Here is a 15,245-nt window from a genome sequence, read left to right on the forward strand (position 1 = left end):
GCCGTGCTCAGGCGGTGCGGCCGCGCCGGGCGCGCACGGAGCGGGTCGCCGACCAGGCGAGACCGGCCGCGGCGAGCGCGACGAGCAGCGCCTCGGGCAGGGTGCCCATCCGGGTCGCCGGGGTCAGCGAGGAGCGCAGCGGGACCTTCTCGACGAGCACGTCCGGGGTGAACATCTCCGTCTTCGCGACGAGCGTGCCGTCCGGGCGGATGACCGCGCTGACGCCGCTGGTGACCGGGACGACCACGCTGCGGCTGTGCTCGACGGCGCGCACCCGGGACATGGCGAGCTGCTGGTAGGTCATCTCGCTGCGGCCGAAGGTGGCGTTGTTGCTGGGCACGGTGATCAGCTGGGCGCCGTGGGTCACGGTGTCCCGTACGGCCCAGTCGAAGGCCGCCTCGTAGCAGGTGGCGAGGCCCACCTTCGTACCGGCCAGGTCGAAGACGCCGACCTTGTGGCCCGGACCGAAGTCGCGGCGGACCCGGTCCACGTCGCTGCTGAACAGGCGCACGAAGGAGCGCATCGGGATGTACTCGCCGAAGGGCTGCACGTGCCGCTTGTCGTACTCGGCGACGGGCCCCTTGCCGGGGTTCCACTCGATGAGGGTGTTGCGCAGCGTGCCGGTCGGCGGGGCGATGACGGCGCCGATCACGGTCGGTGCGTTCACCTCGCGGACCGCCTCGTCGATCACCTGGTAGGCGTCGGGGTTGGCGTACGGGTCGATGTCGGAGGAGTTCTCCGGCCACAGCACGAAGTCGGGGCGCGGCTCCTTGCCGGCCCGGACGGCGGCGGCGAGCTCGCGGGTGCGGGCGGCGTGGTTGTCGAGGACCTGGCGCCGCTGGGCGTTGAAGTCGAGGCCGAGGCGGGGGACGTTGCCCTGGACGGCGGCGACGGTGGCGGTGCCGTCCTCGGGGGCGTCGGAGACCAGCGGGAGGGCGGCGAGCGCGCCGGTGACGGGTACCAGGACGGCGAGCGCGGCGGCGAGCAGCGGTCCGCGCGCCGGTACGGAGGCCGGGGCCTGGTCCTGGTCCTGGTCCGCTGCTTCCGCCTCGGCCCGCCGGGCGAGGACCTGACGCAGCAGTTCGTACAGGCCGAAGCCGCACAGGGCGACGGCGAAGCCGAGCACCGGGGTGCCGCCGACGGCGGCGAGCGGCAGGAACATCCCGTCCGCCTGGCCGAAGGCGATCTTGCCCCAGGGGAAGCCGCCGAACGGCACGCGCGCGCGTGCCGCCTCGCCGAGCACCCACACGCCGGCGGCGAACAGCGGCCAGGCGGGCAGCCGGGAGACCGCCGCGATGCCGAGGCCGACGGCGCCGATGAACAGCGCGGAGACGGCGCCGAGCGCGAGCCACGGCAGGGGACCGACCTCCGCTCCGGTCCAGACGAGCAGGGGCAGCAGGAAGCCGAGACCGGCCAGGAAGCCGAGGCCGAAGCCGGCCCGCGGCCGGCGGCCCCGCAGGGTCCAGCCGAGCAGCGCGAAGGCGGGCAGCGCGAGCCACCACAGGGGCCGGGGCGGGAAGCTGAGATAGAGCAGCGCCCCGGACAGCAGGGCCGCGCCGGGCCGCAGCAGCCGCCGCGGGCCGCGGGCCCGCTCCTCGGCGGGGGTGGACTCGGGCGCGGGGGCGTCGGCTGAGGCGATGGCGGTGCTCACGTGCCGGAGTCTACGGCGCGGGGCGCGCCCATCAGGAGTGCGGCCCGTCCCCCGCGCCCCTTCGGCGCGGGGTGCGCCCTCGCCCGGCCACCAGGGTGGCGGGGGCAGGGACGACCACACGGCGGACGACGGCGGAAGCGGGGCGCCGGGCGCTCAGGCGCCGGCCGGACCCGTCGGCGCGGCGGGCGACGGCGGGGCGGCGCGGCGGAGCAGGGCGCGGATGGTGAGGACGGCGGACTCGGCGTCGTCGACGGTGACGGTGAAGGTGCGGCCGTCGCCGAGGCGCAGCACCAGGCCCTCGCCGCGCCGGACGACCACGGCGGTGCCCTTCTCGGGGCGCCAGCGGTAGCCCCAGCCGCCCCACTGGCGCGGGGTGACGGAGGGCGCGAAGTCGGCGCCGACGACGTGGGCGAGCGGGATGCGGCGGCGCGGGACGCCGATGTGCCCGCAGCGCACCTCCATGGCCCGGTGGTCGACCCGGACGGCGACGTGGACGAAGGCGAGCGTGCCGAAGAGCACGAGCAGGCCGGCGGCGAGACAGCCGATCACGGCCATCAGGAGCGGGGCGATGCCCGAGGTCCAGGGCGACTCGACGGCGAGCAGGACGCCCAGCGCCATGCAGGCGACCCCGCCGATGGCCGGCAGCCATTGCAGCCGGTTGGTCGCGCGACCGGTCCAGACCGGGGGTGCGGGTCCCTCGGGACCCTGGTTCTGGGAGTGGTCCCTCATGGTGACAGCCTACGCACTCTCCGCGAGGGCGGCGCCCCGGCGGAGCCGTTCGGACACCCTCAGTGCGCGACGGCCGTCGCTCCGAGCGCGCGGCCCTCGGCGTACGCGAGCGCGGCCGGGGTGAGCGTGCCCGGCCGGCCGCTGTGCAGCACGGTCAGGGTGCCCGTGGGGGCCGCGGCGGGGTCGGCCTCGGCGCCGATCCTGCGCAGTGCCTGTGCGGCGACTGCCCCGGCGGAGCCGTGGAAAACGAGCGCGGGCTGTCCCGCGGCGCGCGGCAGGGCGGCCCGGATCTGCTCCTCGACCAGCTCGTAGTGGGTGCAGCCGAGGACGAGGGCCCGGATGTCGGGGGGCGTCAGCGCCGCCGCGGCGGCGACGGCCCGTCGCACGCCCTCGGCGTCGTCGTGCTCGACGGCGTCGGCGAGGCCGGGGCAGGGCACCTCGGTGACCTCGGCGCCCGCGGCGAACTCGCGGATCAGTCCGCGCTGGTACGGGCTGCCGGTGGTGGCGGGGGTGGCCCAGATGGCGACCCTGCCGCCGCCGGCGGCGGCGGGCTTGATCGCGGGCACGGTGCCGATGACCGGAATGCGGGGCTCCAGGGCGGCGCGCAGCGCGGGCAGGGCGTGCACGGAGGCCGTGTTGCAGCCGACGACGAGGGCGTCCGGGCCGTGCGCGGCGGCGGCCCGGGCGACCGCGAGGGCCCGCTCGGTGAGGTCCTCGGCGGTGCGCGGCCCCCAGGGCATGCCGTCGGGGTCGGAGGAGATCACCAGGTCGGCGTCGGGCCGCAGGCGGCGGACCGCCGCCGCAGCCGGGAGCAGGCCGATTCCGGAGTCCATCAGTGCGATCTTCACCCGGTCACCCTAGCCGACGCCCCTTGATTCCCCGGCGATCTGGGGCAGACTGCGGCGAATGAGCCCGCTTGCGTGGATCGCGATCGCCGCTCTGGCCGTCTGGGGGTGGCTGCTCCTGGGCCAGGGCTTCTTCTGGCGCACCGACCAGCGGTTGCCCGCGCCCGCCGGGGCGCCGGCCCCGTGGCCGGGGGTCGTGGTGGTGGTCCCGGCCCGGGACGAGGCCGCGGTGCTGCCGCTGAGCCTGCCCTCGCTGCTCGCCCAGGACTATCCGGGGCCGGCGGAGGTGATCCTGGTGGACGACGGCAGCACGGACGGCACCGGGGAACGGGCCGCCGAGCTGGCCGCCTGTCACGGCGGGCTGCCGCTGACGGTGGTCTCGCCGGGCGAGCCCGAGCCGGGCTGGACGGGCAAGCTGTGGGCGTTGCGGCACGGCATGGCGCTGGCACGCGCGCGGGGACCCGAGTTCCTGCTGCTGACGGACGCGGACATCGCGCACGAGCCGGACAGTCTGCGGCTGCTGGTGGAGGCGGCGGCCGGGCACCGGCTGGACCTGGTGTCGCAGATGGCGCGGCTGCGGGTGGCGAGCGGCTGGGAGCGTCTGATCGTGCCGGCCTTCGTCTACTTCTTCTGTCAGCTCTATCCCTTCCGCTGGATCAACCGGCGCCAGCCCCGGGCGACGGCGGCGGCCGGGGGCTGTGTGCTGCTGCGGGCAAAGACGGCCGAGCGGGCCGGGGTGCCGGCGGCGATCCGGCAGGCGGTGATCGACGACGTGTCGCTGGCCCGGGCGGTGCGGCGGGCGGGCGGCCGGGTGTGGCTGGGGCTCGCCGACCGGGTGGACAGCATCCGCCCCTATCCGCGGCTGGCCGATCTGTGGCGGATGGTCGCGCGCAGCGCCTACGCGCAGCTGCGGCACAACCCGGCGCTGCTCGCCGGGACGGTGGCGGGACTGGTCCTGGTGTATCTGGTGCCGCCGGGCGCGCTGGTCGCCGGGCTGCTCACCGGGGACGCTCCGGCCGCCTGGGCGGGCGGGCTCGCGTGGGCGGTGATGGCGGGAACGTATCTGCCGATGCTGCGCTACTACCGGCAGCCGCCCTGGCTCGCGCCGCTGCTGCCGCTGACCGCGTTGCTCTATCTGCTGATGACGGTGGACTCGGCCGTCCAGCACCACCGGGGCCGGGGCGCGGCCTGGAAGGGGCGGACGTACGCGCGCCCGGAGGCGGCCCCGGACCGCTGAGTCCTCCGCGTCGGCCGCGGGGGGGGCTAACTCGGTGCCCCGTCCAGCCTTTTCCGGTACGCACCGCGACGGCTCGGTGACCGGTGCACGACATTTCCCGCCGGGGCGTTCCCGAACGCGGCACCAATTCCTTGTGTTGCGCACATGTCTTCCGCGGAACAGCCGGCTCCGCCCGCGTCAGGATTCCTTGACGCGCGCCCCGGAGGGAGCGCCTCCCCGCCTTCTCGGACCCGTGGGTAACCCCTTCTCAGCTCGGGTTTTTCCGGATCTTGGACCGGCCGGGCGACCGTTTTTGCCAGATTCGCTCACATTGCCGATCGACGGTCTCAACGAACCCGTCAAACAACCCGCTTATCGGGCTCCCCATCCAGCACATCGTGGGCTTAACTTATGGCCATGACCTCCCCGCGCTCCACCTACGGAGGCGGTTACTACACCGCGCCGTCGTTCCCCGACACCCCGATCTACGACTCGCTCGTCGCAGAACGGGGCACGCCTCAGATCGCCCCGATCCGAGTGCCCTCCGCGTACGACACCGGCAACGGCTACTCCGGAAGCAGCAGCTATCTGCCGGCGCTGCCCGCGGCCCTGCCCGCCCTCCCGGCGGCGCCCTCCCCGCAGCCCCCCGCCCCGGCCTACAACGGCCACGGTCACGGCCACGCCGGCGGCTACGGCTACCCCCAGCCCGCGCCGCAGCAGGCCCCGGCCACCCAGCTGATGGCCCCGGTGCCGCTGCAGCCCGCGCCCACCCCGTACATCCCTCAGCAGCCCGCCGCCCCGCGCGGCTACCCGGGCCCGCAGGCGCAGCAGCAGCCGCGCCCGATGGCCGGCGGGTACGAGGCGATGCGACCGGCCGCGCCGCGCCCCGCGCCGGCTCCGGCCCCCGCGCCGTACGACGACCCGTACAACCGCCCGTACCAGAGCCGCGGATACTGACGCCCGGACCGGACGGGGCGACTGGCAGGATGAGGGCATGCCGATTCCTGTCTTGCGCTCCGTCCATGTCCATCCGGTCAAGGCACTGCGCGGGTTCTCCCCCGCGGAGGCGGAGGTCCAGCCCTGGGGACTGGCCGGTGACCGCCGCTGGACCGCGGTGGACGCCACCGGCAAGGTCGTGACCCAACGCCAGCACGCACGGCTGGCGTTGGCCGCCGCCGAGCTGCTGCCGGACGGCTCCGTCACGCTGACCGCCCCCGGCATGGAACCGCTCACCGTGGCGGTGCCGGAGGCGCCGGCCGCGGAGGCCGACCACACCGCGACGATCCCCGTGGAGGTCTTCGGCACCACCGTCCGGGCCGTGCCCGCCGGGCCGGACGCCGACGCCTGGTTCAGCACCTATCTGAACGGCCCCGTACGCCTGGTCCACATGGACGACCCGGCCCGGCGCCGGCCCGTCGACCCCGACTACGCGCTGCCCGGAGAGACCGTCAGCTTCGCCGACGGCTACCCGCTGCTGATCACCACCACCGCCTCCCTCGACGCCCTCAACTCGCTGATCGCCCAGGGCGACCACCCCGACGAGGGCCCGCTGCCCATGAACCGCTTCCGGCCGAACCTGGTCGTCGACGGCACCGCGCCCTGGGCCGAGGACGGCTGGCGGCGGCTCGCCGTCGGCGACGTCGTCTTCCGGGTCGCCCGCACCTGCGGCCGCTGCGTGGTCACCACCACCGACCAGCTCACCGGCGAGCGCGGCAAGGAGCCGCTGCGCACCCTCGCCCGGCACCGCGCCGAGGGCAACCGGCTGGTCTTCGGGCAGAACCTGGTGCCCGAGCACCGGGGCGTGGTCCGGGTCGGCGACCCGGTGAAGATCCTGGACTGAGCCGCACCGCACGCCACCGCACCCCCGCCCGGCGAACCCGGTCCGGCGAAATTCCCCCCGAATTCCTCCCGACAGGCGCGGAACCCACCCCCGGGGGACACTCGTTGGAAGAGCGGCAACACCGCCGAGCGGCCCCGCGCGGGCCGTCGACGAGACGAGGGGGTGCGGAGCGTGCGTGCAGCCATGGGGCTCTGGCGCTGGCGGCACAATCCCCTGCGCCGGACCACCGACCTGGTCGAGGCGTGGGTCGCGCTGGTGGCCGCGCTGCTGCTGTGCCTGGCCGTCCCCGCGGCCGGCTGGGCCGCCGGGGTCTCGGCGAACACCTCGCTGCAGCGCTCCGTACGCCTCCAGCAGCAGGAGCGGGTGCCGACCGTGGCCCGGGTGGTGCGCCCGGCCGAACCGCCCGCCGAGCCCGACGGCAGCGCGGAGCCGGGCGCGGAGGAGCCGCTGCGGCCGACCGTGGTGGCACGGTGGACGGCGCCCGACGGCAGCAGCCGCACCGGCACGGTCCCCACCTCCCGGAACCACGCGCACACCGGAGCCGTCTTCCCGATGTGGACGGACCGCACCGGCCGGGCGGTCACCCCGCCGATGCACCCCGACACCGCCCGCGCGCACGCCCTCATCGCCGGACTGACCGTGGCGCTCCTGTCCGCCTTCCTGATCGAGTCCGCCCGGCGCCTGGTCGTACACCGCCTCACGCAGCGGCGGTACGGGCGTCTCGACCGCGCCTGGGCCCAGGTCGGCCCGGACTGGGGGCGCACGGGTACGGGCAGCTAGGGAGCGGGGGCGGGGACCCGGGCGACCCGTCAACCCCGCGGCGCCGCGCGCGCTACGGTGGGGCATCGGTTCCAGGCCCAGGACTCAGCGCGGCCGTTCCGGCAGCGGGTTCCAGGCGTCGACGCACGAGGTGGGGGCAGAGCACACCCATGGCACAGGGCACGGTCCAGGTGACGCACACCGGCACGTCGCGGTGGCGGCGCCGCACGGGCGAGTACCCCTCCCTCGCCGCCGCCCTGGAGGCCGCGGGCGACGGGGACGTCCTCACCGTGGCTCCCGGCACCTACCGGGAGAACCTCGTCATCCGGCGGGCCGTCACGCTCCGGGGCGGCGACGGGTCGGCCGGCCCGGTGCGGATCGCGCCCGCCGACGGCGTGCCGCTGACCGTGCGGGCCTCGGCCACCGTGCAGGACCTGCACATCGAGGGACAGGACGCGGCGGCGCCCGCGCTGCTCGTCGAGGACGGCACGCCCGAGCTGCTCGACCTGCGCATCCTCACCCGGTCCGCGGCCGGCCTGGAGGTGCGCGGCGCGGCCCGGCCGACGGTGCGCCGCGTCAGCGTCGACAATCCGGCCGGGGTCGGGCTGGCCGTACTCGACGGCGCGGGCGGGGTGTTCGAGGAGTGCGAGATCGTGTCCGCCGGGCAGGCCGGGGTCTCGGTGCGCGGCGGCGGGCATCCGCGGCTCGAACGCTGCCGGGTGCACCACGCCTCGGGCGCCGGGATCACGGTCAACGGCGAGGGCAGCGGCCTGGAGGGCATCGGCTGCGAGGTGTACGAGATCAAGGGCGCCGGGCTGCAGATCGCGTCCCGGGCGACCGCGCACCTCACCGACTCGTCGGTGCACCGGACCTCGGCCGACGGCATCACCCTGGACACCGACGCGGTGCTCACGCTGTCCGACTGCGACATCCACGACGTGCCGGAGAACGCGGTGGACCTGCGCTCCCGCTCGGTCCTGACGCTGACCCGGTCCACGGTGCGGCGGTTCGGGCGCAACGGGCTCTCGGTGTGGGACCCGGGGACGCGGGTGGACGCCAACCAGTGCGAGATCCACGACAGCACCGGGGACTACCCGGCGGTGTGGGTCAGCGACGGCGCGACGGCGGTGCTGGACTCCTGCCGGGTGCACGACGTGCCGGACGCGCTGTTCGTCCTCGACCGGGGCTCGCGCGCGGACGTCGTCGACAGCGACCTCTCGCAGGTGCGCAACACGGCCGTGTCGGTCAGCGACGGAGGGACGGCCCAGCTCGACGACTGCCGGATCCGGGAGGCGTCCACGGGCGCCTGGTTCCGCGACCACGGCAGCGGCGGCACGCTCGGCGGCTGCACCATCGACGCGGTGCAGACCGGGGTCATCGTCACCAAGGGCGCTGACCCGACGATCGAGCGGTGCACGGTCACCTCGCCCGCCGAGGCCGGGTTCTACGTGTCGGCCGAGGGCCGCGGTTCGTTCCTGGGCTGCCGGGTGACCGGCAGCGGCGGCTACGGCTTCCACGTGATGGACGGCTGCCGCACGACGCTGCGCCGGTGCCGTACGGAGCGCTGTGCGCGCGGGGGTTACGAGTTCCCCGAGGACGGGCCCGTCGCGGAGGACTGCACCAGCGACGAGAGCCAGCTGCGCGCCCCGGCCGCGCCGGAGCCGGGCGGGGTCCTCACCGCCACCCGGTCGACGGGCGGGCTGCTGGGCACGGTGCCCACCGCGCGGGCCGCCGCCGTGGCGCCGGCGCCCGCCGCCCCGGCCGCGCCCGCCGCGCCGGAGCCGGCGGCCGCGCGCTCCCCCCAGGAGGTGCTCGGCGAACTGGACGCGCTGGTGGGCCTGGAGAGCGTGAAGCACGAGGTGCGCACGCTGACCAACATGATCGAGGTGGGGCGGCGCCGCCAGGAGGCGGGCCTGAAGGCCGTCTCCGCGCGCCGCCACCTGGTCTTCACCGGCAATCCCGGCACCGGCAAGACGACGGTGGCGCGCCTCTACGGCGAGGTGCTCGCCGCCCTCGGGGTCCTGGAGCGCGGCCATCTGGTCGAGGTGTCCCGGGTCGACCTGGTGGGCGAGCACATCGGCTCGACGGCCATCCGCACCCAGGAGGCCTTCGAACGGGCGCGCGGCGGAGTGCTGTTCGTCGACGAGGCCTACGCGCTCGCGCCGGAGGACTCCGGGCGGGACTTCGGGCGCGAGGCGATCGACACGCTGGTCAAGCTGATGGAGGACCACCGGGACGCGGTGGTGGTGATCGCCGCCGGGTACACGGCGGAGATGGAGCGCTTCCTCACCGTCAACCCCGGTGTCGCCTCCCGCTTCTCACGGACCATCAGCTTCGGTGACTACGTGCCCGAGGAGCTGCTGCGGATCGTGGAGCAGCAGGCCGAGGAGCACGAGTACCGGCTCGCGGACGGCTGCGGCGAGGCCCTGGTGAAGTACTTCGCGGAGCTTCCCAAGGGCCCCACCTTCGGCAACGGGCGCACCGCGCGCCAGACCTTCGAGGCGATGGTGGAGCGGCACGCGGGCCGGGTCGCCGCGCTCGACTCCCCGAGCACGGACGACCTGACCCTGCTCTATCCGGAGGACCTTCCCGAACTGCCCTGAACGGCCCCGGTGTTGTCGCGCTGCCGGGGCAGCGCGGGCGGCAGCCGGTCGAGCAGCGCGGCGCGCGCGGCGGCGAAGGCGGGGTCGGCCTGGTAGTCGGAGTGGCCCAGGATCGGCTCCGGCAGGGGGTGTTCGCGGGTGCGGCCGTAGACGACCGGGTCGAGCAGCTCGGGCCGGTCGACGGCCGGCCGGCCGCCCTCGGCGGGCACCCGGACGGGGCCGCCGATGGGGTCGGTGGCCCGGTAGAGGTTGCTCCAGAAGTGCACGGTGCGGTGCAGCCCGCGCAGCGCCTCGGGGCCGAAGTAGGCCGGGAACCAGCGTCCGTAGAGGCGTTCCAGCGGCGAGCCGTAGGTGAGCAGGGCGACCCGGCCGCGGGTGGCGGGCGGCAGCTGCCAGACCGCGGCGGCGGCGAGGACGCTGCCCTGGGAGTGACCGGAGATGACGAGCCGGCCGCCGGTGCACGCGGTCCAGGAGCTCATCCGCCAGGTGAGGTCGGGGACGGCGCGCTCGGCGTAGCAGGGCGGGGCGAAGGGGTGGGCGGCGCGGGGCCAGAAGGTGCCGACGTCCCAGAGGATGCCGATGGTGCGGCGCGCCGAGCGGTCCTTGTAGGCGCGCCGGCCGAGGGTGACGAAGAGCAGGAAGCCGAAGCCGATCATCCAGGAGCCGAGGGCCTGGGCGGCGGTGGCGGCCGAGGCGATGGCCGGGTGGGCGCCGTCGAAGGCCCGTCCGGGGACGTTTCCGCTGGCCCAGGCACCGGCCACGGAGGCCGCGCCGAGCAGCAGGGTGGCGCCGGAGACGACGCCGACGAGCCCGGGGGCGGAGTCGGTGAGCGCCGCGCGGGCCCGGGCCGCGGCGATCTGGTCGGTGCGCAGCCGGTCGGGGTCGCTCGCCCCGTAGGCGGCGTCGACGGCGGCGCGGAGCCTGCGGCCGGCGAGCACGGTCCGTAAGGCGAGCAGCACGGCGGGGGCGAGCAGCAGCAGGAGCAGGACCGGGATGACGGAGGCCTGCCAGGAGAGCAGCACGGGCGGCCCGGTGATGGGGCCGTCGCCGGTGCCGGGGGTGCCGGAGCCGTCGAGCCAGTCGGCGACGCGCTGGGCGACGCCGCCGGACATGACGCCGCCGAGGGCGCAGGCCAGCATGGCGGTGGCGGGGCCGCCGAGCCCGTACAGGGCGGTGCGCGGGGCCCGGGGGCGGTGGAGCAGCAGGGCGACGGCGGCGAGGGCGACGACCAGGCCGCCCTGGGCGAGGGTGAGGGCGCCGAAGACGCCGGTGCCGGGCAGGGTGCCGGCGGAGGTCCAGCCGGGCCGGGACCAGCCGGTGTGGACGGCGGTGAGGGCGAGCAACAGCAGGGCGCCGGCCGGGAGCCAGGAGACCAGGGCGCGTTCGATGCGCAGGTCGAGCCGGTGCTCGCTGCGGCCCCGGCGGCAGACCACCCACAGCACGACGAGGGCGAGGGCGGCCAGCGCGCCCTGAAGCAGCCGGCCGAGGGGTTGCTGCGGGCCGCCGGCCCGGTGGTCGTGGCCGGCCGCGGCGGCGGCGAGGACGGCGGCGACGGTGAGGAAGCCGGCGGCGGTGTGCGCGGCGCGCAGGCGGGCGACCAGGCGGCGCCCGTACCAGAAGCCGGGGCGGCCGAGGGCGGGCCGGAGTTCGACCGGGGTGGCCGGGGCGGGGGTGGTGCCGTCAGCGGCCTCGGTGTCGCCACCGAGGACCGGGGCGGGCGCCGGGTCGGCGTCCTCCGGGTCGGCGTCGTGTCCCATCGGCGGGCGCTGGGCCTCGTACGCGCTCCAGGTGCGGTTGGACAGGTACCACAGGAGCCCGACCAGGGCGGTGGGGACGAGGGCGGCGAGGGCGAGGCGGCGGCCGGGCCCGGACCACCAGCCGGCGCGTTCGGCGGAGAGGAAGCCGAGCCAGGAGCGCTGCCCGGCGCAGGCGGCGGAGCCCGCGCACTGCCAGGCCGTCAGGTCGAGGGCGACCTCGCAGGCGGCGGCGGTCAGCAGGACGGTGAGGGTGAGCGCGACGAGCCGGACGAGGACGCCGTAGAGGCGCACCAGCCGCGCGCGGCCCTCGGTGGGCGGGCGCATCCAGTGGGCCAGGTTGGCCACCATGAACGGCAGGAGCAGCAGCCACAGGGCGCGGGTGCCGTTGCCGGAGGTGAGGTTGGACCAGCAGTAGGCCTCGGGGACGGGGCGGTCGGCGTACCGCTCGGGGTGCTCCTCGGCGTCGACGTCGTCCCCGCGGCGGAACACGGCGGCCGTCCTGTCGCCGGTGACCCGTACGGTGCGCGGGTCGTCCAGCATGTCGGCCGGGGTGGCTCCGCCCACGCCGTGGACGAGCAGTTCGAGCGCCGCACCCCCGCCCTTCGGGTCGGGTGTGGCAGGGGACACTTCGGTGACTCGCTCTCTCGGTGGGAGGATCGGGATGGCAGGATCTCGGGTGGAGGATCGGACGGTGGAGCACCGGGCGTGAGGGTTCGGTGGCGACCAGGATCGCGGACGGCCGCGGCCCGGCGCAGCGCTCTCACCGAATCCGACGCCCTTCCTCCCGTGTTTCCCCCCTTCCCTCCGAAAGGACCGGCCCGGCGGTGAGTGACCATCAGAACCTGCTGGCGGAACAGCGGCGCGCGCTGATCCTCGACGAGGTGCGCCGGCGCGGCGGCGTCCGGGTGAACGAGCTGACCCGCCGGCTGAACGTCTCGGACATGACGGTGCGCCGGGACCTGGACGCGCTCGCCCGGCAGGGCATGGTCGCCAAGGTGCACGGCGGGGCGGTGCCGGTGGTCGACGCGAGCGCCCACGAGCCGGGCTTCGAGGCGAAGTCGGTGCTCGAACTGGGCGCGAAGGAGGAGATCGCGCGGGCGGCGGCGCGGATGGTGCGGCCCGGCACGGCCATCGCCCTCTCGGGCGGGACGACGACCTTCGCGCTGGCCCGGCAGCTGCTCGACGTGCCGGAGCTGACCGTGGTGACGAACTCGGTGCGGGTCGCGGACGTGTTCCACGAGGCGCAGCAGTCCGGTGCGGGCGGCGAGGCGCGGCCGGGCGCGGCGACGGTGGTGCTGACCGGCGGGGTGCGCACCCCGTCGGACGCGCTGGTGGGTCCGGTGGCCGACCAGGCGATCCGCTCGCTGCACTTCGACGCGCTGTTCCTCGGGGTGCACGGCATCTCGGTGGAGGCCGGTCTGTCCACGCCCAATCTGGCGGAGGCGGAGACCAACCGGCGTCTGGTGCGGGCCGCCCGCCGGGTGGTGGTGGTCGCGGACCACACCAAGTGGGGGACGGTGGGCCTGAGTTCGTTCGCCTCCCTGGACGAGGTGGACGCGCTGGTGACGGACCGCGGGGTGTCGCCGCGGGTGCGGGCCGAGATGGCGGAGCACCTGCCGGGGCTCGTGGTGGCGGGCGAGGCGGAGCCGGAGGCGGAGGAGTCCGAGCGGGACGGGGCGGCGTACGGGGACGGGCCGGAGTGAGCCGGTTCCGGATCGGGCGGACGGTGGCCCTCGCGCCGGACGAGGTGTGGCGGCGGCTCACGGACTGGCCCGCGCACGGCGCCCTGGTTCCGCTCACCCGGACCAGGGTCCTCACGACCGGGCCGAACGGTGTCGGCACCCGGTTCACGGCGCGGACCGGGCTCGGCCGGTTCGGTTTCGACGACCCGATGGAGGTCGTGGTCTTCGAGCCGCCCGCGCCGGGCCGCCCGGGGCTGTGCCGCCTCGAGAAGCGGGGCCGTGTGGTGCGGGGGCGGGCCGCGTTCGAGGTGACCGGGACGGACGCCGGCGGCAGCCGGGTGGTGTGGGACGAGGAGCTGCGGCTGCGGGGCGTGCCGGCCCTCGCCGATCCGCTGCTCGCGGCGGCCGGGCGCCGGGTGTTCGGGCGTGCGCTCGACGGACTGCTGTCCGACTGACGGGCGGTCAGTTACGGTGGTGGGCCACGACCCCGAGACGGGAGGCACGCCCATGCAGCGCCGACTCCGGCCGGTGGAGCTCGACTTCGCCGAGTCCGCGCCCCTGCGCCTGGTGTTCTCCGCCGAACTGTCGGCGCCGCCCGCTGCGGTGTACCGCTCGCTCGCGGTGGAACTCGGCAGCACCCCGGCGTGGTTCACGGCCGTGGCCGCCGCGGCGCCGACCGACGGCGGCGCCGGGCGGACGGTCCGGCTGCGCGGCGGGATCGAGTTCCGCGAGACGATCCTGGCGAGCGACCCGGCCGCGCGCTACGCGTACCGGATCGACCGGACCAACGCCCCGGGTCTGACCGCGCTCCTGGAGGAGTGGGTGCTCTCCCCCGCGGCGGACGGCACCCGGGTGCGCTGGACCATGGCCGTGGACGGCAACGGCCCCTGCAGGCTGGCCCTGCGGCTCGCCCGGCCGGGCGTCGGCAGGTCCTTCCGGGACGCGATGCGCAATCTGGACCGGCGGCTCACTCCGGCCAGGCTCCCGTCGTCAGGAACCGGTCGATAGCGGCGCTGTACGGCGCGATGTCGAGGCCCTGGGCGGCCAGCCACTCGTCCGAGTAGTACTTGTCGAGGTAGCGCTCGCCCGGGTCGCAGATCAGGGTGACCACGCTGCCGGTGCGCCGGTCGGCGACCATCTCGGCGACGATCTTCAGCGCGCTCCACAGGCCGGTGCCGGTGGAGCCGCCCGCCTTGCGGCCGATGGCGCCCTCCAGGGCGCGGACGGCGGCCATGCTGGCCGCGTCCGGGACCTTCATCATGCGGTCGACGGCGCCCGGCACGAAGCTGGGCTCCATGCGCGGCCGGCCGATGCCCTCGATGCGCGAGCCGCAGTCGGCGGTGGCGGCCGGGTCCTCGCGCACCCAGCCGTCGAAGAAGCAGGAGTTCTCCGGGTCGGCCACGCAGATCCGGGTGTCGTACTGCATGTAGTGCACGTAGCGGGCGATGGTGGCCGAGGTGCCGCCGGTGCCGGCGGTGGCGACGATCCACGCGGGCTCCGGATAGCGCTCCAGCCTCAGCTGCTGGTACATCGACTCGGCGATGTTGTTGTTGCCGCGCCAGTCGGTGGCCCGCTCGGCGTAGGTGAACTGGTCCATGTAGTGGCCGCCGGTGCGCTCGGCGAGGGCGGCGGCCTCCTCGTACATGGTGCGCGAGTCGTCCACGAAGTGGCAGCGCCCGCCGTGGAACTCGATGAGCCGGCACTTCTCGGGGCTGGTGGTGCGGGGCATGACGGCGACGAACGGGACGCCGATGAGCTTGGCGAAGTACGCCTCGGAGACGGCGGTCGAGCCGCTGGACGCCTCGATGACGGGCGCGCCGGGGCGGATCCAGCCGTTGCACAGGCCGTAGAGGAAGAGCGAGCGGGCGAGCCGGTGCTTGAGGCTGCCCGTCGGGTGGGTCGACTCGTCCTTGAGGTAGAGGTCGATGCCCCAGCTCTCGGGCAGCGGGAAGCGCAGCAGATGGGTGTCGGCCGAGCGGTTCGCGTCGGCGTGCACCTTGCGCACGGCCTCCTTGAGCCAGGACCGGTAGCCGGCGTCGCTGCGGTCGACATCGACGGTGGCCATGGGGCCGATGGTGCTGGTCATGCGTGTCTGCCTCTTCTCACGGTGCCCGCGGGGTGCGCGGGAAGGCTCGCGGCGGATGTGCACGGGGGTTCCCCACA

At 75.6% G+C, this 15,245-nt stretch carries 13 protein-coding genes; 8 read left to right on the forward strand and 5 right to left on the reverse strand.

The annotated features are described in order from the left end of the window. Positions 1–7: 7 nt before the first annotated feature. From lnt to ACIGW2_RS14875, 3 genes are all read right to left on the reverse strand, one after another. Positions 8–1,651 (reverse strand): apolipoprotein N-acyltransferase, encoded by a 1,644-nt coding sequence (gene lnt, locus ACIGW2_RS14865; RefSeq protein WP_399843831.1) that lies wholly within the window; start codon positions 1,649–1,651, stop codon positions 8–10. Between the two features lie 153 nt (positions 1,652–1,804). Continuing rightward, a complete protein-coding gene (locus ACIGW2_RS14870; RefSeq protein ID WP_391654949.1) occupies positions 1,805–2,380 on the reverse strand; it encodes a hypothetical protein in 576 nt (191 codons plus the stop codon). Between the two features lie 59 nt (positions 2,381–2,439). Further along, complete coding sequence (locus tag ACIGW2_RS14875; RefSeq protein WP_399843834.1) at positions 2,440–3,228, reverse strand: glutamate racemase; 789 nt, start codon at positions 3,226–3,228, stop codon at positions 2,440–2,442. Between the two features lie 58 nt (positions 3,229–3,286). Here ACIGW2_RS14875 and ACIGW2_RS14880 point away from each other — a divergent pair, with 58 nt between their 5' ends. From ACIGW2_RS14880 to ACIGW2_RS14900, 5 genes are all read left to right on the forward strand, one after another. Beyond that, positions 3,287–4,462, forward strand: coding sequence for a glycosyltransferase (locus ACIGW2_RS14880; protein ID WP_399843836.1), 1,176 nt, complete (start codon positions 3,287–3,289; stop codon positions 4,460–4,462). 396 nt (positions 4,463–4,858) lie between these two features. Further along, positions 4,859–5,398, forward strand: a complete 540-nt coding sequence (locus ACIGW2_RS14885) for a DUF6643 family protein (protein WP_361582740.1) — start codon at positions 4,859–4,861, stop codon at positions 5,396–5,398. 37 nt (positions 5,399–5,435) lie between these two features. Further along, complete coding sequence (locus tag ACIGW2_RS14890; protein ID WP_391654945.1) at positions 5,436–6,281, forward strand: MOSC domain-containing protein; 846 nt, start codon at positions 5,436–5,438, stop codon at positions 6,279–6,281. 171 nt (positions 6,282–6,452) lie between these two features. Continuing rightward, positions 6,453–7,061, forward strand: a complete 609-nt coding sequence (locus ACIGW2_RS14895; protein ID WP_391654944.1) for a hypothetical protein — start codon at positions 6,453–6,455, stop codon at positions 7,059–7,061. A 149-nt stretch (positions 7,062–7,210) separates the two neighbouring features. Further along, positions 7,211–9,643, forward strand: coding sequence for a right-handed parallel beta-helix repeat-containing protein (locus tag ACIGW2_RS14900; protein ID WP_391654943.1), 2,433 nt, complete (start codon positions 7,211–7,213; stop codon positions 9,641–9,643). On the opposite strand, the gene ACIGW2_RS14905 is transcribed toward ACIGW2_RS14900, so the two are convergent. After that, complete coding sequence (locus tag ACIGW2_RS14905) at positions 9,613–12,027, reverse strand: hypothetical protein (RefSeq protein ID WP_399843839.1); 2,415 nt, start codon at positions 12,025–12,027, stop codon at positions 9,613–9,615. The two genes, ACIGW2_RS14900 and ACIGW2_RS14905, sit on opposite strands and share 31 nt — an antisense overlap. 197 nt (positions 12,028–12,224) lie before the next feature. Between ACIGW2_RS14905 and ACIGW2_RS14910 the strand changes: the two genes are divergently transcribed. The 3 genes from ACIGW2_RS14910 to ACIGW2_RS14920 are packed head-to-tail and all read left to right on the forward strand — an operon-like array spanning position 12,225 to position 14,090. Then, on the forward strand, positions 12,225–13,103 hold the full coding sequence (locus ACIGW2_RS14910; protein WP_399843841.1) for a DeoR/GlpR family DNA-binding transcription regulator: 879 nt from the start codon (positions 12,225–12,227) through the stop codon (positions 13,101–13,103). Then, the gene (locus ACIGW2_RS14915; RefSeq protein WP_391654940.1) at positions 13,100–13,537 is read left to right on the forward strand and encodes an SRPBCC family protein; all 438 of its coding nucleotides are present in this window, start codon (positions 13,100–13,102) and stop codon (positions 13,535–13,537) included. Before ACIGW2_RS14910 ends, ACIGW2_RS14915 begins: the two co-directional genes overlap by 4 nt. 52 nt (positions 13,538–13,589) lie before the next feature. After that, positions 13,590–14,090, forward strand: a complete 501-nt coding sequence (locus ACIGW2_RS14920; protein WP_399843843.1) for an SRPBCC family protein — start codon at positions 13,590–13,592, stop codon at positions 14,088–14,090. On the opposite strand, the gene ACIGW2_RS14925 is transcribed toward ACIGW2_RS14920, so the two are convergent. Beyond that, entirely contained in the window at positions 14,050–15,168 is a 1,119-nt protein-coding gene (locus ACIGW2_RS14925) for a PLP-dependent cysteine synthase family protein (RefSeq protein ID WP_391654938.1), read from the reverse strand. The two genes, ACIGW2_RS14920 and ACIGW2_RS14925, sit on opposite strands and share 41 nt — an antisense overlap. Positions 15,169–15,245: the final 77 nt, after the last annotated feature.

The organism is Streptomyces sp. NPDC053541 (assembly GCF_044544705.1).
GTDB lineage: Bacteria > Actinomycetota > Actinomycetes > Streptomycetales > Streptomycetaceae > Streptomyces.

Excerpts from the sequence above, each read along its gene's own strand:
- ACIGW2_RS14870 (WP_391654949.1), bottom strand. The coding sequence starts at position 2,380 with ATGAGGGACCACTCCCAGAACCAGGGTCCCGAGGGACCCGCACCCCCG.
- ACIGW2_RS14880 (WP_399843836.1), top strand. The coding sequence starts at position 3,287 with ATGAGCCCGCTTGCGTGGATCGCGATCGCCGCTCTGGCCGTCTGGGGG.
- ACIGW2_RS14885 (WP_361582740.1), top strand. The coding sequence starts at position 4,859 with ATGACCTCCCCGCGCTCCACCTACGGAGGCGGTTACTACACCGCGCCG.
- ACIGW2_RS14890 (WP_391654945.1), top strand. The coding sequence starts at position 5,436 with ATGCCGATTCCTGTCTTGCGCTCCGTCCATGTCCATCCGGTCAAGGCA.
- ACIGW2_RS14900 (WP_391654943.1), top strand. The coding sequence starts at position 7,211 with ATGGCACAGGGCACGGTCCAGGTGACGCACACCGGCACGTCGCGGTGG.
- ACIGW2_RS14920 (WP_399843843.1), top strand. The coding sequence starts at position 13,590 with ATGCAGCGCCGACTCCGGCCGGTGGAGCTCGACTTCGCCGAGTCCGCG.
- ACIGW2_RS14925 (WP_391654938.1), bottom strand. The coding sequence starts at position 15,168 with ATGACCAGCACCATCGGCCCCATGGCCACCGTCGATGTCGACCGCAGC.